We start from the raw sequence: 20,764 nt of genomic DNA, 5'->3' as shown, positions 1-20,764 counted from the left end.
CAGATAACACCCAAAAACATGTGGCTTTGAATGGAAAGAACATACACGAGAGCAGACAGATGAACGAAAAAATTATGAAGCGCTCCAAAAAAATTATTGAATCAATAAAATCTGAGGGACTACTGGGTTACCTTAAGCGCTTACACGATCTCGGCATGTATCGTCATGCAATGAAAAAAATAGCTTATGCGAACCGACTTAATAGCTCTGAAGCACTAGTTCATGGGCATATACTGAGCTTACCAGAGCGTACTGCGGGTATAAAAGAGGAGCTATTGCTGTATGGAGTTCATGAGCCATTATCTACCAAGCTATATCAACAACATCTTCAGGAAGGCGACATCATTTTCGATGTAGGCACAAACTTGGGCTACTACATCACTGTAGCAAACACAGCACTAAGCGGGAATTGTAAAATTTTTGGCTTCGAACCAGATCCCGAGCTTTACGAGTTAGCGAAACAAAATGGCGCTAAACTAGCTTCACCGGTAACAATGACGCATGCCGCGGCAAGCGATAGCGATAAAGCACTGCAGTTCTACCGTTCGGAAGTATCCAACTGGGGCACCATCGTGCCAAGAGAGTGCCTGCAACTCTCAGAGAAGGTTAATGTAAGTGGAGTTCGAGTCGATAGCTTTGCAAAGAAAACCGGCATTGAACCAACTGTACTGAGAATGGACATTGAGGGAGGAGAACTCTTAGCTCTACGTGGATCTAAAGAGATACTAAAATCAGTAAGGCTCATTTTTATCGAACTCCACTGTGTTTTTCTCGAACGCCATGAACTGGAAGAGATTTTTAGCATTCTCGCTGAAGCCGGATTTGAGAGCGCAAACTGGGTCGATCGCTATTACGACTGGCCGTGGAGTACTACAGAAGCGCAAGATCGCTCTCGCAAAGAAGGAACCCTGAAAGACCTAAAAGAATTTTCAATAGCTAAAGAATACGGTGTGCTCGGAGCATTTATATTTAATAAAAAAGCATCATGACAAAGAACCTCAATATTTGGCTGCCAGCTGTTCGCGCCGGAAGTGGCGCAGACATATATACAATTCGACTCAGCCAAGCACTTAATCGCCGTGGGGCGAACGCGAGTATAACCTGGTTCAATCACTTATATGAATTGGCCCCGTTCCTAATCAAGAAAAATATCCCCAAAAACACAAACTTGATAATTGCCAATAGCTGGAATGCCTTTCATTTTAAGCACCCATCAATCCCACTAATTTGCGTGGCCCATCATTGTGTCTTTGACAAAATACTTGCCCCATACAAGTCGGTCGGACAGAGAATGTATCACAACACGCTATTACATAAATACGAAAAAGAGTCACTTATTAAGAGCGACAAAATAGTTGCGGTTAGCCACTATACTGCGGATTCGTATCGGGAAAATTTTGGCACAAAGGATATTTCCGTCATCCACAACTGGATTGACACAAACCTTTTTCGTCCTCAACCAAGAAAACCGTCATCAAAAGTAACGTTAGCGTTTACGGGAAACTGGTCCACACGAAAAGGGGCTGACTTACTTCCAGAAATCATGCAATCCCTGGGGGATCGTTTCTTACTTTTAACGACAGCAGGCAAAAGAAATGGCAAGCTTGCCGCCAGTCTACCTACAAATATACGCTCAGTTGGACACCTGAAATCAGAAGTTGAATTGGTAAATTTTTATAACCAATCAGACATTTTAATATATCCAAGCCGACTAGAAGGTTTTGGATACTCTGCGCTAGAAGCCCATGCCTGCGGAAAGCCGGTTGTTGCAACTAACGGTAGCGCGCTTCCGGAAGTTATATCCCACAACCATTCAGGAGTGCTTTGCGAAAAAGATGATGTGCAAGAATTCGTTGCCGCCATATCCGATCTCGGCAGAAACCATGAGCTGCGCGAAGAAATGGGGCTAAACGCAAGAAAAATCGCAAAAAGCGTGTTTTCTGAAGATACCATTCTTGACAGCTACCTTCAGCTACTCAACTCACTCATCTAAGTTACCGCATGAAATTTCCAAACCCTGTAGTCGGATTGATAATAAATTACAGAGATGCTTCACTCACGGCACGATGTATCGAATCACTCTTGAGTCAAGATGTTGATTGGATTCTTGTTTTAGACAACTCAGAGGACAATGGCGCTTCAACTAAAGAGCTGGATGCGCTATTGCGCCATAATCCCAAAGTCCAGATACACATAAGCCGTGCAAATCTGGGCTTTGCTATTGGTGTAAATCATGGACTAAGGTTAATTGCGGAAACCTCACCTGAAGCCTGGGTATTGCTCATCAACAATGACGCATATTTGCTACCTAAAGCAATCTCTTTGCTTGCGGAAGAACTATATAAAAGACCTAAGTGCTTTATTGCCTACCCCAGCATTGATCACGGCGGCTCCATAACTGGGACAATGTACTACCAGAGAATTAGCGGACTGATAACGACAGCGCCATTATTTGGGAGCTTCCCGTACCCAAGCGGCTGCTGTTTGCTTATCGCGCAAAACCGAGTATCGCCTCCTCTTTTTGATGAAGACTTCTTCATGTATGGAGAAGATACGGCACTTGCTTTCAAGCTCGGAGAAAACGCGTTTGCACATATTCCTAAGAAACTCGTGATTCACGATGGGTCTTCGGCTAGCAAAGTGGGATCCATATTTTACGAGTCGCGAATTGTTGTCGCGCATCTTCGACTATCAGGAAAACTTGCAAAAAACAAAGCGGATCAATTCTCGCTGCTACTGTTCCGTGGCATACATCTCTTTGTACGCTCTGTATTAAGATCCGTGCGTTTCAAATCATTAACACCGATATCCGCGCTACTAAGGGGTGGCAAGCTCGCAGTTATTGATGATCCCCAGCTAAAAAAAGCTCGCGACATTAAAATAAAATCAACACCATATCCACATAACTAAAGATTTTCGCCCACTTCAGCCGAGTTCAAGAATGAACGACAACCACAAGTGCAACATTCTGGTAATGACATCAACGCTACCAAGATGGAAAGATGATCCAACACCGTCCTTCGTATTGGACTTCTGTAAGCATCTGAAAAGCGCCAATCTTTCCATCAAAATTCTAGCACCGCATTATATTAACTCGAGAATTCGTGAAAGAGTGGATGGCGTAGATATTCAACGCTTCAGGTATTGGCCAGTAGAATCCGGCCAGAATATCACCTATGTAAAATCGGCCACTCAACTTATCAGATTGAGGCCTCTATATGCGGCTAAACTACTGGCTTTTTTAGCTAGCCTATTCATACACACCCTGACTATCGCAAAGCGTCAAAAACCTATACTAATCAATGCTCATTGGATTATCCCGCAAGGATTCATAGCAGTTTTAGTTGGAAAACTCCTCAAAATTCCGGTAGTTGTTACCGTTCACGGGGGGGATATATTTGGCTTGCAAGGGAAACTGTTTAAAGCCATTAAGCGCTGGACGTTGGAAAATGCAACTAGTGTCGTTGTAAACAGTAGCGCAACGGAAAGGTCAGTTCAGCAGATATCAGAGCGCATAAGTACGGAAAAAATTCCAATGGGTATCGCGGTATACACCGTTTCCGAAGATGAAGCGCAAAGTGAAACCGGAAATCAGGATCAGTTTACGGTACTTTTTGCAGGCCGCGTCAGCGATGAAAAGGGGGTGATTTTTTTATGCGAGGCATTCTTGCTACTTAAGCGAAGAACGACCAATACAACCCGAAAAATCAAGCTGATCATTGCCGGGTCTGGCCCTGCGGAGGAAGAAGTCAGAAAATTCATCACTGAAAACGATCTTGAAGACAGTATCGAACTAAAGGGGTGGTTATCGCATCCTGAGCTTCATACGCTGTACCGCTACGCAGATGTACTCGTTGGCCCATCTATCACACTTGAAAACGGATGGCAGGAAGCGTTCGGACTCGTTTTTGCCGAATGTCTAAGCACTGGAACGCCTGTAATTGCGACAAGAACTGGGGGGATTTCAGATATAGTAGAAGATTCCGTATCTGGGTTTCTAGTTCCAGAACGCGATCCGGCAGCTATCTGTGAAAAACTGCTTTACCTTTTATCCAATCCCCAGAAGGCTTCAGAAATGGGGAAGCGCGGCAAAGAACATGTAGAAAAAAATTTTCTCTGGAATGGAATTGTGAGCAAGTATAAAAACGTATTCTCACGCGCCATTAACTGATCACTGAACCCCAGGACGTTGAGTTGAACCCTCCCGAAACGTCACATCCGTCAGCAAGCGCATATACGAATGACTCAGAAGTCGATCGTGGGCGCTTTAGCGAAATCAATGTTTGCTGCCTGACTGCAACGACCAATTATTTTTTGACTACTGCAACAGGCATACCCCTCTAATTACTTCACACCTTTATACATTAGTGCGGTAATCTGCTCGGAAACCAGCCCCATTAGAAACACTTGAACACTCGTCACCATTAACAGGGCGGACATATTCGTAAACGTACCCATATCGATATATGTGTAAATATAGCGAACAACCCCAAGAAGGAAAAAAACTACGGATACTGGCAAAAATACTTTCAACGGGGAAAAGAGTGTCGCCACCTTGAAAATAATCACCAAAAAGCGTAACCCATCTTTAATCGGACGAATATGACTTTTACCTCCACGCTTTTCTACATTCACCGGCACGAAATCAACCTGATACCCACTGCGTAAGAACGCCATCGTGCTGGTCGTAGGGTAAGAAAATCCGTTTGGGAGCAGTGAAAGAAATTGACGGAACTTTTCTGCCCGGACCACCCGAAAACCGGAGGTAAGGTCGACGATTTTCTGCCCCGAAATCAGGCTTGCAAACCAGTTATAAAATGAGTTCGCCAACCACCGCCCCCTATTCGCCTGCCCACCTGCATTACGTGAGCCAACGACCATATCAAACCCACCCGTATTTACTTTATCCAGTAGCTTGGGAATATCTTCCGGCCGATGCTGTCCATCCGCATCCATAAATAGAACCCAGTCGCTTTTTGCTTCACGGAATCCACGTTTAATCGAGGCGCCATTGCCGAGACTGGTCTGGTGCCTGACCACCTTTGCACCAAAAGAATTAGCGACGGCACCCGTTTCGTCATCCGAGCCATCATCCACCAGAATCAGCTCATCAAACTTACCCCATTCAGCCAGCTTCGGCAGCCACTCTTTGAGATTGTCCGCTTCATTTTTTGCCGGAATAACGATACTCAGAGAAATCTTGTTTTCCATTACTGAATGTCCAACTTGCAACTATCTTGTATTTTAGCCGTGAGTATTTTTAGCTCACTTTGATAGTAATCTTTATTGAAATTATTCCCGCTGTGAATTAGCGGATCTTCGAGCTCCGAAATCAAATTAAGCGCTGAGCGACAGTTTCCGTCCGTAGCTAACACCGCTGCGGACTGCAGAAACACGCCAACTCTTGGCCGTAACTTGATAGCGTGAACAAAGTCAGATTTCGCCCCATCCCCATCCTTCTCATAAGATCTTATGACACCACGGAAGAAGTAGAGTTGGTGCCGAAACCCTCCAGAGGAGCGAGCCACTGGATTAGTCATCAACGCAGAAATCCACTCTTTTGAGTATTCGGGGTTCAGAGACTGGCATCCATTTCCTTTCGAGGCGGAAAGAAAAACGTCGATCATATTGGTTAATTTAGGGTTAAAAGGTGCGTGTCGTGAGATTTCTAAGAGCAACACTTTATCCTGAGCTATGTTCTGCCCCAAAGAACACTTCAGCAGCATCCTATGCATCAAAATAGAATGCTCCTCGGCGTGCTTTTCAAATGCTTGATTCAACACATCGAGCGCTGACTCAACGCGCCCCGCCTGTGTAAGTGCTATCGCGGCGGAACGCTGAGCCCGTACAGAATGGGGAGCCTCCTTTGCCCAGGATGAGGCCAAAGAAACGCTATCGCTCCATAAATTTACCCGATTCAGCAGAAGAAATGTGACCGTCAGTAATACCAAACCAGTGGTCACGGGCTTTATCCAACCGGTGAGCCACTGTAATCCTGCCGCTACCGGTAAAAACAGGAATATCGCGGGCAGATAGTTTCTGTGCTCAAAGTACAACTCAAGACTGACTGTGGTTGACTCAATGAGGTGACCGACAAAATAGAAACTTAACGCCAGAGAAAGCAGCGGCCATCTTTTTCTTTGGATTACACAAAGATATCCCAATAGAAGAATACCAATTATTGCCGGCAAGGTTACCAGAGGGTCAACCAGTGAGCGAGAAACGGCGTAGTTGTCGTGAAATAGACCGCTACCTTCCACTCTGAAGGCGTACAGCCGGAAAAAGTAGTCCCAAAGTATGCGACTCTCGGTAATCAAGCGCTCGAATGGAGAGAAACCCCGGGAGGGCCATTCCACAAAAAAGCCCTGCTTGAGCGGAATACTAAGTAGATACCCCAGGATGATAATCGTTGGCACAACGAGAAAACTGATAATCCATGCTCGCGACAGCTTGTCATTCGCTCGAAAACCGGAGCACTCTAGCACCAGGATAAGGGCCGGGAGTAAAACGCCGTTTTCTTTGCTCAAAACTGAAAGGGCGCCCCAGAATCCGAGGCTAATCGTCATCCCAGCGTATGCCGCCTTTGGGCGAGACTCAATCAGAGAGCGGAACAGGATATGAGATAATAATCCCGCTAGCACAAAGGTAGCCGACAGCATTGCCATCCGCTGGACCACATACAGGACGGTCGACGTAAACAGCGGGTGGAGCAGCCAGAGCAACGAAGCCACCAAGGCTATATAGAAATGTTTTTCTCGGAAATTTTGCCGCGGACTTTGCTGCAATAGCAATAATTGCAGCCAGAACACCAAACAACCGTTCAGTGCATGAATCAGAATATTCGTATACTTAAAACTTTCCGGGCTGGAAGGCCATGAATTATCGTCAATTAAAAAGCTAAGAAGCGATACAGGCCTGCCCGTAGGACCGGCATCTCCTTGCGAGAGATAAAGCCATAGACTTTGCCAGTCATTTACACCACCGTGGGCACCCAGCGCATCGAGATTGGCGAAATCATCAAATAGAAACGGGCCATTAACACCGTGTAGGTAAATAGCAACAACGACAAGAATCGCGACCGGCCACATCAATGCGGGGAATAATGAATTACTTACAACTTTCATTTTTTACAATAAAAAAGCCGCTCTAGGGTTTCCCAGAGCGGCCTCTCGCTTACAACTATCTACAAGTTAGATGCTGCGGCATTCTGAAGGCAGGTACTTGTTGTCAATGGTGCCAGGCTTACATACCCAGTCAATAGAACCAGCATTGGTAACCGGGCTCATTGAAAGAGTCGCGCCACGGATGGCTTCGGCAACGCCGGTAGACTGCATAGTAGCAGTGATAACACCGCCAGCAACTTCAACATTGTCTACTTTGTCGCCAGTAACGTCGGCTGCAGCAGGAATACCCAAATCACCGCTGTTGGCGTCAGTGAACTCACCTTCAGTGGTGTAAATTTCAGTTACGGTGCTCTTCAGCCCACCCATCAGGTTTACCGCTTCGGTAACCTGCGCGCGCGCTGTGTAATCCTGATAAGCCGGCAGTGCTACTGCGGCCAGAATGCCGATAATCGCAACCACGATCATCAGTTCGATAAGTGTAAAGCCCTGTTGCTTTTTCATTATAACCGTCTCCATACAGACTGTTGTTGTAAGGTGAAATCCCGTGAGGAAGTCGGCGTTTACGATACCCGTAATGTGGCAAAACGCGCAAGCGTAGAAATTACCCTTGCGACGCAGTCTGGGAGGAAAGTCATACTTCTGCAGAGCGATAAATGAGCAGATCGTTCAATTTTTAAATAAACAACGGGATGTAGTGACGTAAATTGTCACGGCTCGCGAGAATGGCGAGCACCTGAAGCTGAAACTCTGTTGTTCGATTTTCCTGTTACTGGGTAGCGCATACTGAATCCAAAGTGATACCGGCGATAGCGTTTGGCAGCGCGGTAAATGAATAGGAAGTTATCCAGTTCACAGCTTGCGGGAATGGCTCTACAGGATCATTGGCTGGCGGATGCTTATTCGCTATATTGGAGCGCCTGCCAATAGCAAATTCTCTTTGCTGACCGGCATTTAAGAACACAATTTAAACAAAGATAACAAATTCAGCACTCATTCTAACGGTCCCCCATGAGCAGCACTCCACTGAGCGGCCTAGCCAAGCGGCTGGTTTCTGACAATGCCATAGACGAGGCGACGGCCCAGTCTGCCATAAAGGCCGCCAAACGCGAGGGGCAAACCTTTGCCCAGCACGCGGTGGAGGCCAAGCTGGTTAAAAGCCGGGAGCTCGCCAATATTGCATCAATGGCTTTCGGCAGCCCATTATTTGATCTTTCCAGCTACAACTTTGATCTTCTCCCCAAAGACATAGTTGACGAAAAATTAATCAGCAAGCACTTTGCCCTCCCGCTTTACAAACGCGGTAACCGACTGTTCGTGGCGGTTGCGGACCCTACCAATTTGGCCGGGCTGGACGAAATCAACTTCAACACCGGCCTAAACACCGATGCTGTTCTGGTTGAAGCGGACAAGCTCAGCAAGGCGATCGAAAGCTTCTTGTCCAACAGTGACATTGGTGGTGGCCTCGAAGGGTTGGATGACGATGACCTCGACGGACTGGATGTAGAGGGTGGAGAACAGAGCCGTGACGATGAAAGTGACCCCGGTGGCGATGAGGCCCCGGTCGTACGCTTTGTGAACAAAGTGCTGCTGGATGCGATCCGTACCGGCGCATCGGACATTCATTTCGAACCCTATGAAAAGTCCTACCGTGTAAGACTGCGCACTGATGGCGTGCTGCACGAGGTGGCCCGCCCGCCAATTCAGCTAGCCTCGAGGATATCTGCCCGCTTGAAGGTGATGTCCAAAATGGATATTTCCGAGCGCCGCGTACCCCAGGATGGCCGCATCAAGATGAAGCTGTCGAAGACCAAGGCCATTGACTTTCGGGTTAACAGCCTCCCGACCCTGTGGGGCGAGAAAATCGTACTGCGGATTCTGGACCCGTCTTCAGCCAAGCTGGGTATTGACGCCTTGGGCTATGAAGAGGAACAGAAAAAGATCTACCTGGATGCCCTGGCGCAACCGCAGGGTATGATTCTGGTTACCGGCCCCACTGGATCGGGTAAAACGGTATCGCTCTATACCGGCCTGAATATCCTGAACACCCCGGAGCGGAATATCTCAACCGCAGAAGACCCGGTGGAGATCAACTTGGAGGGGATCAACCAGGTCAACGTCTCTGCCAAGGTGGGCCTGAACTTCGCCGAAGCGCTTCGATCCTTCCTCCGCCAGGACCCAGACATCGTCATGGTGGGGGAAATCCGAGATCTGGAAACGGCGGAAATTGCCATCAAAGCAGCACAAACGGGACACCTGGTGCTGTCGACCTTGCATACAAACTCGGCGCCAGAGACTCTAACCCGTCTGATGAATATGGGCGTCCCAACTTTCAATATCGCAACCTCTGTCAGCGTCATTATCGCGCAACGGCTAGCGCGCAGACTATGCGGCGAGTGCAAAAAGCCCGCACAACTACCAGACGAAGTACTGAAAGCGGAAGGTTTTGACGCGGTCACCATCCCCCAAAGCGATTGGCAAATTTTCCAGCCAGTAGGGTGTGAGCACTGCTCAAAAGGCTACAAGGGACGGGTCGGTGTGTATGAAGTGGTTCGCATTACCGATGGAATTTCGCGCATTATAATGGAAGGTGGAAACTCTATTCAGATTGCCGACCAGGCCCGCAAAGAAGGCTTTAATAACCTGCGGACATCGGCTTTGCGCAAAGTGGTGATGGGGGTTACGAGCCTGGAAGAAGCAAACCGGGTGACTAAAGATTAAATTTGAGCGAGTATCCAGCTCCAGAGTAAGACAACTGCATTCCGGAGAGATTCCGGAAGGCTAGACGACGAACAGACGAATAATTAAATTTTGTGGAGTCGACCAGACTCCAATAGAAAGATCAACGGGAAGAGCACCATGGCCAAAGCCGCCACTGCAGTCGCTTATGTTTATAAAGGCGTGGATGTCAAAGGCAATAAGGTTCAAGGGGAGATAAGTAGTACTAGCCCTGCTCTTATCAAAGCCCAATTGCGCCGCCAGGGGATCATTGCAAATAAGGTCCAAAAAAAGCCCAAGCCACTGTTCGGAGGTAAAAAAAAGGTGAGTCCGGGTGATATCGCTATTTTTACTCGACAGATGGCGACCATGATGAAAGCCGGTGTGCCCTTGGTGCAGAGTTTCGAGATCGTAGCCGATGGCCTGGATAATGACGGCCTGAAGGAGTTGATCTTTAAAATCCGTGACGATGTGGCCTCAGGTACCGCGTTTGCTGAAGCACTGAGAAAGCACCCTCTCTATTTTGATGATTTATTTTGCAATCTTGTAGCCTCTGGAGAGCAGTCCGGTGCTTTGGAGACCATGCTTGACAGAATTGCCACTTATAAAGAAAAAACAGAAACCCTCAAGAAGAAAATCAAGAAAGCAATGACTTACCCCATTGCTGTCGTGGTTGTTGCCATCGTAGTAACCGCAATCTTGCTGGTTAAGGTGGTACCACAGTTTGCTGAGACTTTTTCCAGTTTTGGTGCAGACCTCCCTGCATTCACCCTTTTTGTCCTCAATATATCCGAATGGATGCAGGCAAATTGGCTTTTGGCATTTGTATCGATAATTGTCGGCGTTGGCGGCACTTTGGAGGTCAAAAAGCGCAACACCAAAGTGGCTAACTTCTTCGACAAACTGATGCTGAAGCTACCTATTCTGGGCTTAATCACTTACAACTCTATCGCTGCCCGCTTTGCCAGGACATTGTCGACTACCTTTGCCGCGGGTGTGCCGCTTATCGACGCGCTAAAGTCCGTTGCCGGGGCAACCGGTAACGTGGTTTACGAAGAAGCTACCCTAAAAATTCGTGACTCCGTTGCCACAGGTATTCCCTTAAATGGCGCTATGCGTGCATCCGGCCTATACCCATCCATGCTGGTCCAAATGGCTGCGATCGGTGAAGAATCGGGCTCACTGGATGAAATGCTAGCGAAGGCGGCGGATTTCTATGAAGAGGCCGTGGACAATCTGGTAGACAACCTCACGACGCTACTCGAGCCAATGATCATGGCGGTTCTGGGCATATTGGTGGGCGGACTGCTGATCGCCATGTACCTACCTATTTTCCAACTGGGCCAGGTTATCTAACAAGTCTACTTATGCTCGAGCAATCCTTTATCCACCCAGCGCTGCTTATTAGCAGCGCTTTTATTTTAGGCCTGCTGATCGGCAGCTTCCTCAACGTGGTCATTCACCGCCTACCCATCATGATGGAACGGGAATACCAGCAGGACTTTTACAGCTACTTTGAAAAGACGCCTTCGGCTGACGACCAGAAAGAGCTGGAACAAACCTACAACCTGGTACTGCCCCACTCCCACTGCCCCAAGTGTGAGACGGTGATCAAGCCCTGGCAGAATATTCCCATCGTCAGCTACCTGCTGCTGCGCGGTAAGTGCGGCAACTGCGAGACCCCCATCTCCAAGCGCTACCCGCTGGTGGAGCTGGCCACGGGCATTCTTACCGCCATTGTGGTCTGGCAACTGGGCTTTACCTGGCAGGCGCTGGCCGGGGTGTTTTTTACCTGGGCGCTGATCGCCTTGACGGGGATCGATTTCGACAAGCAGTTGTTGCCCGACAACATCACCCTGCCGCTGTTGTGGGCCGGTCTGCTGATCAATATCTGGGGCGTTTTCGCACCGCTACAGGATGCGGTGATCGGGGCCATCGCTGGCTATCTGGCGCTCTGGAGTGTGTTTCACATATTCAAGCTGATTACTGGCAAGGAAGGCATGGGTGCGGGAGACTTCAAGATTCTTGCGGCCATCGGTGCCTGGTTTGGCTGGCAAATATTGCCGTTAGTAATTCTCCTATCTGCTGCAGTTGGTGCCCTCGTAGGCATTCTGTGGACGCTGATTTCCGGTCGCGACAAGAACCTGCCTATCGCCTTCGGCCCCTATCTCGCCGGCGCGGCCTGGATTGCCATGTTGTGGGGTGAGCAGATTATGGGCTGGTATTTCCGCATCTCCGGGCTGAGTAGCTAACACCGTGTTTACCGTAGGCCTGACTGGTGGCATCGGCAGTGGCAAGTCCGCTGCGGCAGCGCGGTTTCGGCACCATGGGGTGAATGTGGTGGACGCGGACCAGGCTGCACGTATTGTCGTGGAGCCCGGGCGGCCGGCACTAGCTGCGATTGAGGAGCACTTTGGCGGTGCTGTGATTCAGGCGGACGGCTCACTGGACAGGACGGCTCTGCGCAAGCTGGTGTTTGATAACCCTGCGGAGCGGCGCTGGCTCGAACGGCTGACGCACCCCTTGATTCGCGAGGAGATCATTTCATCCCTCGCCGCCAGCCCGAGCACCCACCCCGCACCTTACGCTATTCTGGAATCTCCCCTGCTAATAGAGACCAGCCAGTCTGAACTGGTACAGCGTATTTGCGTGGTGGACATCCCCGAGGAACTTCAGCTCCAGCGTGCCAGTGCGCGTGATGCCAACTCCGCAGAGCAGATCCGCAAGATCATGGCGGCACAGCTACCGCGAGCGGAGCGGTGTGCAAAGGCGGACGATATTCTGGATAATAGCGGCTCGCTCGACTCACTCAATGCGCAGGTGGACGCGCTTCACCAGAAGTACATTCAACTGGCCGCCTGCTCTCAATAACTACCGCAATAATTGTCGCAATAGCTGTTTTTATGTCTGACCGCACCACTACTGACACTCCTAGCGTCGCCTGTCCTACCTGCAAGAAGCCGATGGAATGGAGTTCCAAGAACCCCTACCGTCCGTTTTGTTGCGAGCGCTGCAAGCTGATTGACCTGGGCGAGTGGGCCAGCGAGGGGCACAAGATTCCGGGGCAGCCGGTGTTTGATGATGTGATGAGTGAGGACCTGGATCCTACCAAGACGCGCCACTGAGCCTCAGCGATCAGCCAGCCAAAGTCTGGCTTTCAATCCCCATTTGGATGTCATTCCCGACGTCACTGCGTTCACCCCGCCTTCCCTGTCCACAATCGCGATTGTTGGGGTTACCTGTAACCCCCAGCTGGCGCTGAGCGCGCCCGACGGGTCGTTGATGGTACGGAAGTTGAGGTTGTGCTTCTGCTGGTAAGTGGCCACCTCTTCCGGCGTGCCGGATTGCAGGGCGATGGAAATAACCTGGTGATCTTCTGCCAGCTCGGAAACCGCCGGGGAAACCACACGGCAGTATCCGCACCAGGTGGCCCAGAAGTAAATGAGTACCGGGCCCTTTGCTGCCATGTTCTGCAAGCTGACAGGTAGGCCATTGATATCCGGGGCCAACAGGTCCGGAGCCTCGCCTTTAGGCATATTGCGGCTGTGGTACCAGGAAACCGCACTCACGACGATAGCCGCCAAAACCACGAACTTTGTCAGGGACCAAAGGGTGCGGCGGACATTCACGATTCTTTTCCTTGTTCGAGCGGGCTAAGCCCCACCACCTGAATTTCATCTTCCCGGTAGCGCCACTGCAGATTGAATCCACAGAGCTCCATGCCGTAAAGCCGCTCGGGATCCGGTTGCTGGTAGGCAGGCTTGGGGTCCTGCGCAAGCACCTGATGGATCAACGCCAGGAGGTCTGTGCCCCAGCTGTCCCGATATTCCTGCGCAATGCGTGCGATTTGATCCGGAATATAAACGCTTGCAGCCTGCGGCGCAGACTCGGCAAAGTCGCTGATGGCAACTGGGACGCTGTCGGCATAGGGGATATAGGGTTTGATATCCAGGATGGGTGTGCCGTCCAGCAGGTCAGCGCCGGCTACGATCAATTCCACCCCGGGCTGCGTGCGCACTTCAATCAGGCGGACCACTGACAGGCCAATATTATTGGGGCGGAAGGGAGAGCGGGTCGCAAATACACCGAGCTTTTTGTTTCCACCCAGGCGCGGGGGGCGGACCTTGGGAGACCACTGGCCGGCCACCTCATGAAACTGCCAGGTAAGCCACAAGTGGCTGTGTTGCTCCAGGCCGGCGACGGCACCCGGGTTATTGAACGGCGGCAACAGTTCGATGGACGCGCGGCTGGCGTCCGCCAGCAGAGGCTGGCGGGGGATACCGAACTTTTCAGTGAAGCACGAGTGGGTGGTGGCGATAGGGACGATGTTTAACGGCGCGTTCAAATGCCACCCATACTAAATTCCACCCATACACAGGTATTTGATTTCCAGGTAATCGTCGATGCCGTACTTGGAGCCTTCACGGCCGGTGCCGGATTCCTTGATACCGCCGAAGGGAGCCATCTCATTGGAGATAATGCCTTCGTTGATACCCACCATGCCGTACTCCAGCCCTTCTGCGACACGCCAGATACGGCCGATATCGCGGGAATAAAAATAGGAGGCAAGCCCGAACTCGGTGTCATTGGCCATTTGAATGGCCTCTTCTTCGCTGGAAAACTTATACAGCGGCGCTACGGGGCCGAAGATCTCTTCCTTGAACAGTTTCATGGTGTCGTCCACGCCGGACAGTACCGTAGGGGTGTAGAAGCACTCACCCATGTCGCTGGGGCCGCCTTCATTGAGGTTTTTCGCCCCTTTGCTGACTGCGTCTTCGACCAGGGCTTTCACATCTTTTACCGCACCCGCATTGATCATCGGGCCGACTTCCACGCCCTCTTCCACCCCGTTACCCATTTTCAGGTCATTGACCGCGGCGGTGAATTTCTTGGCAAATTCTTCGTACACACCTTCCTGTACAAAAATGCGGTTGGCGCAGACACAGGTCTGCCCGGCGTTGCGGTACTTGCACACAATTGCGCCTTTGACCGCTTCATCCAGGTCGGCATCATCGAACACGATAAACGGCGCATTGCCGCCGAGTTCCATGGAGGTCTTCTTGATGGTTTCGGCACACTGGGCCTGCAGTTTTTTACCCACGGCGGTGGAGCCGGTGAAGGTAAATTTGCGTACCAGCGGGTTGCCGGTCATCTCGGCACCAATTTCCCGCGAGCTTTTGCCAATCACAACATTGAACACGCCTTTGGGCACACCCGCTTTTTCAGCCAGTACCGCCAGAGCCAGGGCGGACAGTGGGGTCTCAGAGGCCGGCTTGGCGACGAAGGTACAGCCGGCAGCCAGGGCCGGGGCGACCTTGCGCGCGATCATGGCACTGGGGAAATTCCACGGGGTGATGGAGGCGGTGACGCCCACCGGTTGTTTTACGACGACGATACGTTTGTCTTTGCTGGGAGGGGCGATGACGTCGCCGTATGCGCGCTTCGCCTCTTCCGAGAACCATTCCAGATAATTGGCGCCGTAGGTAATTTCGGTTTTGGCTTCGGCCAGGGGCTTGCCTTGCTCTACGGTGAGGATGCTGGCGAGGTCGTCGACGTTGTCGATAATCAGGTTGTACCAGTCGCGCAGGATTTTGGCGCGCTCTTTGACGGTGAGACCGCGCCAGGCTGGCCAGGCTTCGTTGGCCGCTTCGATGGCGCGGCGGGTCTCAGTGGCACCGCAGGAGGCGATGGTGGCGACGTGTTCGCCGTTGGCGGGATTGGTGACGTCGAAGGTATCGCCGGAGTCGGCGTCGACCCATTGGCCGTTGATGTAGGACTGCTTGCGCAGCAGGTCGGGGTTATTTAGTTTAAGCATGGTCAGTCTGTCCTTATGGTTGCCAGCAGTTGCTGTGGTGGCACAGCTGGCTGGTGCAGGTTTGCCAGACACGCCGTGAACCCATCCATGGGGGCTCTTCTAAAACATCCCTGTTTTAGAAGGTCTGGCAAACCTGCACCAGCCATCTGCGCCTTAGCATCGAACTATCGTTGTTCGCAATTCTAGCCTTACGCAGTTTTTCTGCCCTTACCTAGAGGGTATTGCGGCGCCCCAGCAACGATTCAACCCTATTCAACCGCGCTTTATTTTTTCTTCTTCACAAACTTCATCAAGCGGCGCTTCTTGGCCTTCTGGCGATCGCTGAGTTTGTTTTTCTTGCCCGCGTAAGGGTTGTCACCTGTGCGGAATTCGATTTTTACCGGGGTGCCGTGGAGATCCAGGGCTTTGCGGTAAGTTTTTTCCAGGTAGCGCACATAGTGATTCGGTACCTGTGAGGTCTGATTGCCGTGAATCACGATTACCGGTGGGTTCTGGCCGCCGGCGTGGGCGTAGCGCAGTTTGATACGGTGACCGTTAACCAATGGTGGTTGGTGCTCACTGACTGCCCACTGCAGAATCCGCGTGAGGTGGTTGGTAGACAGTTTGTCGGTCGCAGACTGGTAGGCATCCTCGATGGACTTGTACAGGTTGCCGACGCCAGTGCCGTGCAGTGCGGAGATAAAGTGGATATCCGCAAAGTCTACAAAGCGCAGGCGGCGCTCCAGTTCGGTTTTGACGAAGTCGCGGTGGTCGGGGTCGAGGCCATCCCATTTGTTGAGGGCGACAACCAGAGCGCGGCCAGCCTGGATAACGCTGCCCATGAGGTGCATGTCCTGGTCTACCAGGCCTTCGCTGGCGTCGATCACCAGTACCACGACGTTAGCGTCTTCTACTGCCTGCAGGGTTTTGACAATGGAGAATTTCTCCACCGATTCCTTGACGTTTTTGCGGCGACGGATGCCGGCGGTGTCGATGATGGTGTAGGGCTTATCATCGCGGGTGTAGTTGATGTACACGCTGTCGCGGGTGGTGCCGGGCTGATCAAAGACCACTACACGGTCCTCGCCCAGCAGGCGATTGACCAGGGTGGATTTTCCTACGTTAGGGCGACCGACGATGCCGATCTTGATACCGGTGGCTTCTTCCTGCGCGTCTTCTTCCGCGGGTTCCGGCAGGCCTTCTACCAGCCGTTCCATCAGCGCGCGCACGCCGCGACCGTGGGTGGCGGTGGTGGGGAAAAGTTCGCCGATGCCGAGTTCGTAGAAAGGTGCAAGGGCGATGTCCGGGTTTACGCCGTCAACCTTGTTGGCCACCAGGATGGTGGGCTTGGAGCGAGTGCGCAGGCGCTCGGCGATCATGTCGTCTGCCGGAGTGAGGCCGGCGCGACAGTCAACCAGGAACAGGACGAAATCAGCCTCTTCGATGGCCTGCATGGACTGCTGGGCCATGGCGGCGTCGATGCCCTCTTCGTCACCGCTGATACCCCCGGTATCCACCAGGATCATTTTGCGGCCGTCAAACTCCGCTTCACCGTATTTGCGGTCACGGGTCAGACCGGCGTAGTTGGCCACGAGGGCATCACGGCTTTTGGTGAGCCGGTTGAACAGGGTGGATTTACCGACATTGGGGCGCCCTACGAGGGCGATTACAGGCAACATATTCAGAAATACTCAAAAGCTGGCCCAATACTTGAGCCAGACCAGAAATACGAACGCCCGCAGGAGTGCGGGCGGTTCGGTTCGCCTGCAAGCAGGCTCCTACGGATTAGCGGGTTTTGCTTCCGTCATACCGGCCTGCGCCGGTATGTCGCAGTTAGCGCTCCAGGCGCAGTGCCACCAGCTCACCGTCATCGGACAGGGCAAACAGCAGGTCGCCATCGGCCAACAGCGGGATACGCACCGGATCGCGGTCGATACGGGTGCGGCCCACAAAGCGGCCGTTGGCGGGATCCAGCGCATGCAGGTAACCGTCCAGGTCCCCTACTACCACTACATCACCGAAGTAAGCCGGCCCGCTCAACTGGCGACGCAGCAGTTCGCTGTTGGTCCACTGGATTTGTCCATTACCCACATTGTAGGCGTGGACACTGCCATCGGCGCCGCTCAGGAACACCTGACCGGCACCAACCGTCACACCGTGGTTGGTTGAGGCGTCACGCGCCCACAAACCGCGGCCGTCTTCGCGGGAAAGCGCCACGGCACGGCCCTGATAACTGGCGGCAAATACCAGCTCACCACGAACCAGTGGGGTGCCGTCCACATCGACTACGCGATCCAGCTCGGCAGTACCCTGGGGAATGGCCACACGCTGTTCCCAGCGGGTGAGGCCATCGGCAGCACTCAATGCGATCAGCTTGCCGTTATCCAGGCCGGCGAACACCACACCGGCAGAAATGACCGGGCTGGCGGTACCGCGCAGGGTGAGTACCGGCAGGACTGTATTGTGGCGCCAGCGCTGTTCACCGGTATTGGCGTCCAGGCCCAGCAGTTTGCCGTCCACGGTCTGCACCACCACCATGCCGGAGCCCACCGCCGGCGTGGAAACAACTTCGCCACCCAACTGGGTAGCCCAGCGCTGGCTGCCATCGTTCAGGTTCAGGGCCACAATGCGGCCGCGATAATCCGCAACTACCGCCATGCCCAGGCCAACACCGACACCGCCGCCGATGGACTGCTCGATATCGACCTTCCACAGACGCTTGCCACTGGCACGATCAAAGGCGTAAACGTCGCCGTCGCTATTGGCGGCGACCACTTTGCCGTCGATGATGCCCGGCTTGAGCATCGCATAGCGCAGTGCGTCGATGTCGCCGATATTCTGCGACCAGACCTCGCGCAGCTGGACGCTCTCAGTGATCTCCGTCAGTTCGACGGGATCTGTGTCTTCCTTTTCCTCGTTGGAGGCACAGGCGCTGATCACCGCGGCGAGGGCCACAGCGGCGATCCGGTTAAACGTCTTGCCGGCAATCGTGCGAAAACCGGTGTGCGTCGCTTTTATTGCGATCATTGCGCGTCCTTATTGGTTTCTGCTTGGTCAGCTTCCACTGCCGGCTCGTCTTGAGACTGATCTTCTGAGGCACTGTCGCTCTCAACCTGCGGCGCTTCACCCAGGTTTTCAATTTTCAGGTCCAGCAGGCGAGAGCCAGCCGCCTGCTCGGGCAGCAACTGGGCACGAGCCTGCTGGTAGGCGGCGCGGGCGCCCTCTTTATCGCCCTGCTGTACCAGGATGTCGCCGCGGGTTTCCGCAAACAGCGCAGCGAATGCCGGCGGCACATCGCCTTGCACCAGTTCCAGTGCTTCTTTGGTCTCGCCGCGAGCGGCCTTGACCGCGGCCAGACGGCGCTTGGCGACCAGCTGAAGCGCCTCGTCATCGCTGTTTTCCAGCACCCACTGCAGCTCTTTGGCCGCAGTTTCCAGATCGTTTTTCTGTGCAGCCAGGCCCGCAAGTTGCAGGGAAGCCTGTGCCGCATAGATACGTCCGGCGAAATCGTCTTTGAGCTCGCGCGCCAGGGACTGCGCGGTGGTCAGCTGTTTGTTGTCCGGCTGGCCCTCGTTCGCAGAGATCGCTTCAACAAAACCCTGATACACGTTGGAGGCGGCTTCTGCGTCGCTGCGCTCTTTGCCCTGCCACCACTGCCAGCCGAAGTAACCGGCCAACGCCAGAGCAACACCAGTGACGATGCCGGTACCGTTTTCTTTCCACCAGCGTTTGAGCGACTCAATCTGTTCTTCTTCGGTCAAATGGTCAGCCATTTCTTATTCGCCTTATCTTTTAAATCCAATTCTTTATTCGGTCTTGAAGCTTGTGGTTACACGCCTGCGGTAACTTACGTCTTCAGTAACTTACCCCTGCAGAACGTTGGCCAGCTCGCCGAGCGCAACGGTTTGCTGTTCCACGTCTGCGCGCAGGGATTTTACGGTCACCTGCCCCGCCGCCGCTTCATCTTCGCCAATGATCAATGCGTAATCCGCATTGCTCTTGTCAGCCTTTTTCATCTGGCTCTTGAAGCTGCCGCCCCCACAGTGGGTCTGCAGTCGCAACCACGGCAGATCGCTACGCAGTTGCTCCGCCGCCTTCAGGGCCGCGGATTGTACATCACCCACCGCCACCAGATAGGCGTCTACCTGCTGATCCAGGGCATCTGGCAATACTTCCAGAGTCTCCAGCAGCAGCACCAGGCGCTCAACGCCCAAGCCGAAGCCAACCGCCGGGGTTGGCTTCCCGCCCATCTGCTCGACCAGACCATCGTAACGGCCGCCGGCACACACGGTGCCCTGGGCACCGAGGCTGTCGGTCACCCACTCAAAAACCGTCTTGCCATAGTAGTCGAGGCCGCGCACCAGGCGCGGATTTACCTCGTACGCCACACCGGCGGCATCCAGGAAGGCACGCAGCTGGTCGAAGTGCACTTTGGATTCCTCATCGAGGAAGTCCAGTAGACAAGGGGCGTCCGCCAGCAGTTCCTGAGTCTGTGCATTTTTGCTGTCGAGGATCCGCAGGGGGTTCTTGTCCAGTCGACGCTGGCTGTCTTCGTCCAGCTGGTCCTTGCGCGCGGACAGGTATTCCACCAGCGCGTCACGGAAGGCGGCGCGGCTCTCGCTGTTGCCGAGGGAGTTGAGCTGCAGGGTGACATGCTCGGAAACACCCAGCTGTTTCCACAGGCGCGCGGTCATCATCAGGATTTCGGCGTCGATATCGGGGCCTTCGATACCGAAGACTTCCACACCGAACTGGTGGAACTGGCGCAGGCGGCCCTTCTGTGGGCGCTCATAGCGGAACATGGGACCGAAGTACCACAGCCGCTGGGGCTGGATCAGCAGGTTATTCTGGATGGCCGCGCGAACAGTACCGGCAGTACCTTCCGGGCGCAGGGTTACGCTGTCTCCGCTTTTGTCATCGAAGGTGTACATTTCCTTTTCGACGATGTCGGTGGCTTCACCGACGGCGCGGGCAAACAGTTGCGTCGCCTCCAGCAGCGGCGTGCGGATTTCACTGTAGCCGTAGCGAGCAAAGAGTTCGCTGAGGGTGCTTTCCACGTACTGCCACACCGGTGATTGCGAGGGCAGCAGATCGTTCATGCCACGGATGGCGCGAAGTTGTTTCAACGGTA

At 52.8% G+C, this 20,764-nt stretch carries 19 protein-coding genes; 9 read left to right on the top strand and 10 right to left on the bottom strand.

The features are described from left to right. Positions 1-59: 59 nt before the first annotated feature. From LC059_RS02810 to LC059_RS02795, 4 genes are read left to right on the top strand one after another with little or no spacing between them, the layout of a single operon-like run. Entirely contained in the window at positions 60-989 is a 930-nt protein-coding gene (locus LC059_RS02810; protein WP_226702304.1) for an FkbM family methyltransferase, read from the top strand. After that, positions 986-1,993 (top strand): glycosyltransferase family 4 protein, encoded by a 1,008-nt coding sequence (locus LC059_RS02805; protein ID WP_226702303.1) that lies wholly within the window; start codon positions 986-988, stop codon positions 1,991-1,993. Before LC059_RS02810 ends, LC059_RS02805 begins: the two co-directional genes overlap by 4 nt. A gap of 8 nt (positions 1,994-2,001) precedes the next feature. After that, positions 2,002-2,910, top strand: coding sequence for a glycosyltransferase (locus tag LC059_RS02800; RefSeq protein WP_226702302.1), 909 nt, complete (start codon positions 2,002-2,004; stop codon positions 2,908-2,910). Positions 2,911-2,941: 31 nt separating this feature from the next. Further along, entirely contained in the window at positions 2,942-4,171 is a 1,230-nt protein-coding gene (locus LC059_RS02795) for a glycosyltransferase (protein ID WP_226702301.1), read from the top strand. A gap of 173 nt (positions 4,172-4,344) precedes the next feature. Here LC059_RS02795 and LC059_RS02790 read toward each other — a convergent pair whose 3' ends face one another. The 3 genes from LC059_RS02790 to LC059_RS02780 all read right to left on the bottom strand — a co-directional run bounded on the left by LC059_RS02790 (position 4,345) and on the right by LC059_RS02780 (position 7,625). Next, positions 4,345-5,211 carry a glycosyltransferase family 2 protein gene (locus LC059_RS02790; protein ID WP_226702300.1) on the bottom strand — a complete coding sequence of 289 codons (867 nt, stop codon included), beginning with the start codon at positions 5,209-5,211 and terminating at the stop codon, positions 4,345-4,347. Beyond that, positions 5,211-7,124, bottom strand: a complete 1,914-nt coding sequence (locus tag LC059_RS02785) for a hypothetical protein (protein WP_226702299.1) — start codon at positions 7,122-7,124, stop codon at positions 5,211-5,213. Before LC059_RS02785 ends, LC059_RS02790 begins: the two co-directional genes overlap by 1 nt. Before the next feature lie 66 nt (positions 7,125-7,190). Beyond that, positions 7,191-7,625 (bottom strand): pilin, encoded by a 435-nt coding sequence (locus tag LC059_RS02780; protein ID WP_319005067.1) that lies wholly within the window; start codon positions 7,623-7,625, stop codon positions 7,191-7,193. 507 nt (positions 7,626-8,132) lie between these two features. Here LC059_RS02780 and pilB point away from each other — a divergent pair. The 5 genes from pilB (at position 8,133) to yacG (ending at position 12,964) form a co-directional block, all read left to right on the top strand. After that, positions 8,133-9,842: a type IV-A pilus assembly ATPase PilB gene (pilB, locus tag LC059_RS02770; protein WP_226702298.1), complete on the top strand. Its 1,710-nt coding sequence runs from the start codon at positions 8,133-8,135 to the stop codon at positions 9,840-9,842. A 138-nt stretch (positions 9,843-9,980) separates the two neighbouring features. Beyond that, positions 9,981-11,195: a type II secretion system F family protein gene (locus tag LC059_RS02765; RefSeq protein ID WP_226702297.1), complete on the top strand. Its 1,215-nt coding sequence runs from the start codon at positions 9,981-9,983 to the stop codon at positions 11,193-11,195. Positions 11,196-11,206: 11 nt separating this feature from the next. Beyond that, entirely contained in the window at positions 11,207-12,091 is an 885-nt protein-coding gene (locus tag LC059_RS02760) for a prepilin peptidase (protein WP_226702296.1), read from the top strand. Positions 12,092-12,095: 4 nt separating this feature from the next. After that, positions 12,096-12,710, top strand: a complete 615-nt coding sequence (gene coaE, locus LC059_RS02755; protein WP_226702295.1) for a dephospho-CoA kinase — start codon at positions 12,096-12,098, stop codon at positions 12,708-12,710. 32 nt (positions 12,711-12,742) lie between these two features. After that, complete coding sequence (yacG, locus tag LC059_RS02750; RefSeq protein WP_226702294.1) at positions 12,743-12,964, top strand: DNA gyrase inhibitor YacG; 222 nt, start codon at positions 12,743-12,745, stop codon at positions 12,962-12,964. A 3-nt stretch (positions 12,965-12,967) separates the two neighbouring features. On the opposite strand, the gene LC059_RS02745 is transcribed toward yacG, so the two are convergent. The 7 genes from LC059_RS02745 to hisS form a co-directional block, all read right to left on the bottom strand. Further along, entirely contained in the window at positions 12,968-13,468 is a 501-nt protein-coding gene (locus LC059_RS02745) for a protein disulfide oxidoreductase (RefSeq protein ID WP_226702293.1), read from the bottom strand. Next, positions 13,465-14,184 (bottom strand): tRNA (N6-threonylcarbamoyladenosine(37)-N6)-methyltransferase TrmO, encoded by a 720-nt coding sequence (gene tsaA / locus LC059_RS02740; protein WP_226702292.1) that lies wholly within the window; start codon positions 14,182-14,184, stop codon positions 13,465-13,467. The genes LC059_RS02745 and tsaA overlap by 4 nt, the downstream gene beginning before the upstream one ends. Before the next feature lie 12 nt (positions 14,185-14,196). Beyond that, complete coding sequence (locus LC059_RS02735; RefSeq protein WP_226702291.1) at positions 14,197-15,654, bottom strand: NAD-dependent succinate-semialdehyde dehydrogenase; 1,458 nt, start codon at positions 15,652-15,654, stop codon at positions 14,197-14,199. A 263-nt stretch (positions 15,655-15,917) separates the two neighbouring features. Beyond that, positions 15,918-17,312 carry a ribosome biogenesis GTPase Der gene (der, locus tag LC059_RS02730; RefSeq protein WP_226702290.1) on the bottom strand — a complete coding sequence of 465 codons (1,395 nt, stop codon included), beginning with the start codon at positions 17,310-17,312 and terminating at the stop codon, positions 15,918-15,920. Positions 17,313-17,466: 154 nt separating this feature from the next. Continuing rightward, complete coding sequence (gene bamB, locus LC059_RS02725; protein ID WP_226702289.1) at positions 17,467-18,660, bottom strand: outer membrane protein assembly factor BamB; 1,194 nt, start codon at positions 18,658-18,660, stop codon at positions 17,467-17,469. Continuing rightward, positions 18,657-19,406, bottom strand: coding sequence for a YfgM family protein (locus LC059_RS02720; RefSeq protein WP_226702288.1), 750 nt, complete (start codon positions 19,404-19,406; stop codon positions 18,657-18,659). Before LC059_RS02720 ends, bamB begins: the two co-directional genes overlap by 4 nt. Positions 19,407-19,496: 90 nt before the next feature. Further along, positions 19,497-20,759 carry a histidine--tRNA ligase gene (hisS, locus tag LC059_RS02715; RefSeq protein ID WP_226702287.1) on the bottom strand — a complete coding sequence of 421 codons (1,263 nt, stop codon included), beginning with the start codon at positions 20,757-20,759 and terminating at the stop codon, positions 19,497-19,499. Positions 20,760-20,764 lie beyond the last annotated feature (5 nt).

It is taken from the genome of Microbulbifer elongatus, assembly GCF_020524885.1.
Classification (GTDB): domain Bacteria; phylum Pseudomonadota; class Gammaproteobacteria; order Pseudomonadales; family Cellvibrionaceae; genus Microbulbifer; species Microbulbifer elongatus_A.
The sequence above is the reverse complement of the archived record's forward strand: the minus strand, read 5'-3'. Positions and strand labels throughout refer to the sequence as shown.

Excerpts from the sequence above, each read along its gene's own strand:
- LC059_RS02810 (WP_226702304.1), top strand. The coding sequence starts at position 60 with ATGAACGAAAAAATTATGAAGCGCTCCAAAAAAATTATTGAATCAATA.
- LC059_RS02805 (WP_226702303.1), top strand. The coding sequence starts at position 986 with ATGACAAAGAACCTCAATATTTGGCTGCCAGCTGTTCGCGCCGGAAGT.
- LC059_RS02800 (WP_226702302.1), top strand. The coding sequence starts at position 2,002 with ATGAAATTTCCAAACCCTGTAGTCGGATTGATAATAAATTACAGAGAT.
- LC059_RS02795 (WP_226702301.1), top strand. The coding sequence starts at position 2,942 with ATGAACGACAACCACAAGTGCAACATTCTGGTAATGACATCAACGCTA.
- LC059_RS02790 (WP_226702300.1), bottom strand. The coding sequence starts at position 5,211 with ATGGAAAACAAGATTTCTCTGAGTATCGTTATTCCGGCAAAAAATGAA.
- LC059_RS02785 (WP_226702299.1), bottom strand. The coding sequence starts at position 7,124 with ATGAAAGTTGTAAGTAATTCATTATTCCCCGCATTGATGTGGCCGGTC.
- LC059_RS02780 (WP_319005067.1), bottom strand. The coding sequence starts at position 7,625 with ATGAAAAAGCAACAGGGCTTTACACTTATCGAACTGATGATCGTGGTT.
- pilB (WP_226702298.1), top strand. The coding sequence starts at position 8,133 with ATGAGCAGCACTCCACTGAGCGGCCTAGCCAAGCGGCTGGTTTCTGAC.
- LC059_RS02765 (WP_226702297.1), top strand. The coding sequence starts at position 9,981 with ATGGCCAAAGCCGCCACTGCAGTCGCTTATGTTTATAAAGGCGTGGAT.
- LC059_RS02760 (WP_226702296.1), top strand. The coding sequence starts at position 11,207 with ATGCTCGAGCAATCCTTTATCCACCCAGCGCTGCTTATTAGCAGCGCT.
- yacG (WP_226702294.1), top strand. The coding sequence starts at position 12,743 with ATGTCTGACCGCACCACTACTGACACTCCTAGCGTCGCCTGTCCTACC.
- LC059_RS02735 (WP_226702291.1), bottom strand. The coding sequence starts at position 15,654 with ATGCTTAAACTAAATAACCCCGACCTGCTGCGCAAGCAGTCCTACATC.
- der (WP_226702290.1), bottom strand. The coding sequence starts at position 17,312 with ATGTTGCCTGTAATCGCCCTCGTAGGGCGCCCCAATGTCGGTAAATCC.
- bamB (WP_226702289.1), bottom strand. The coding sequence starts at position 18,660 with ATGATCGCAATAAAAGCGACGCACACCGGTTTTCGCACGATTGCCGGC.
- LC059_RS02720 (WP_226702288.1), bottom strand. The coding sequence starts at position 19,406 with ATGGCTGACCATTTGACCGAAGAAGAACAGATTGAGTCGCTCAAACGC.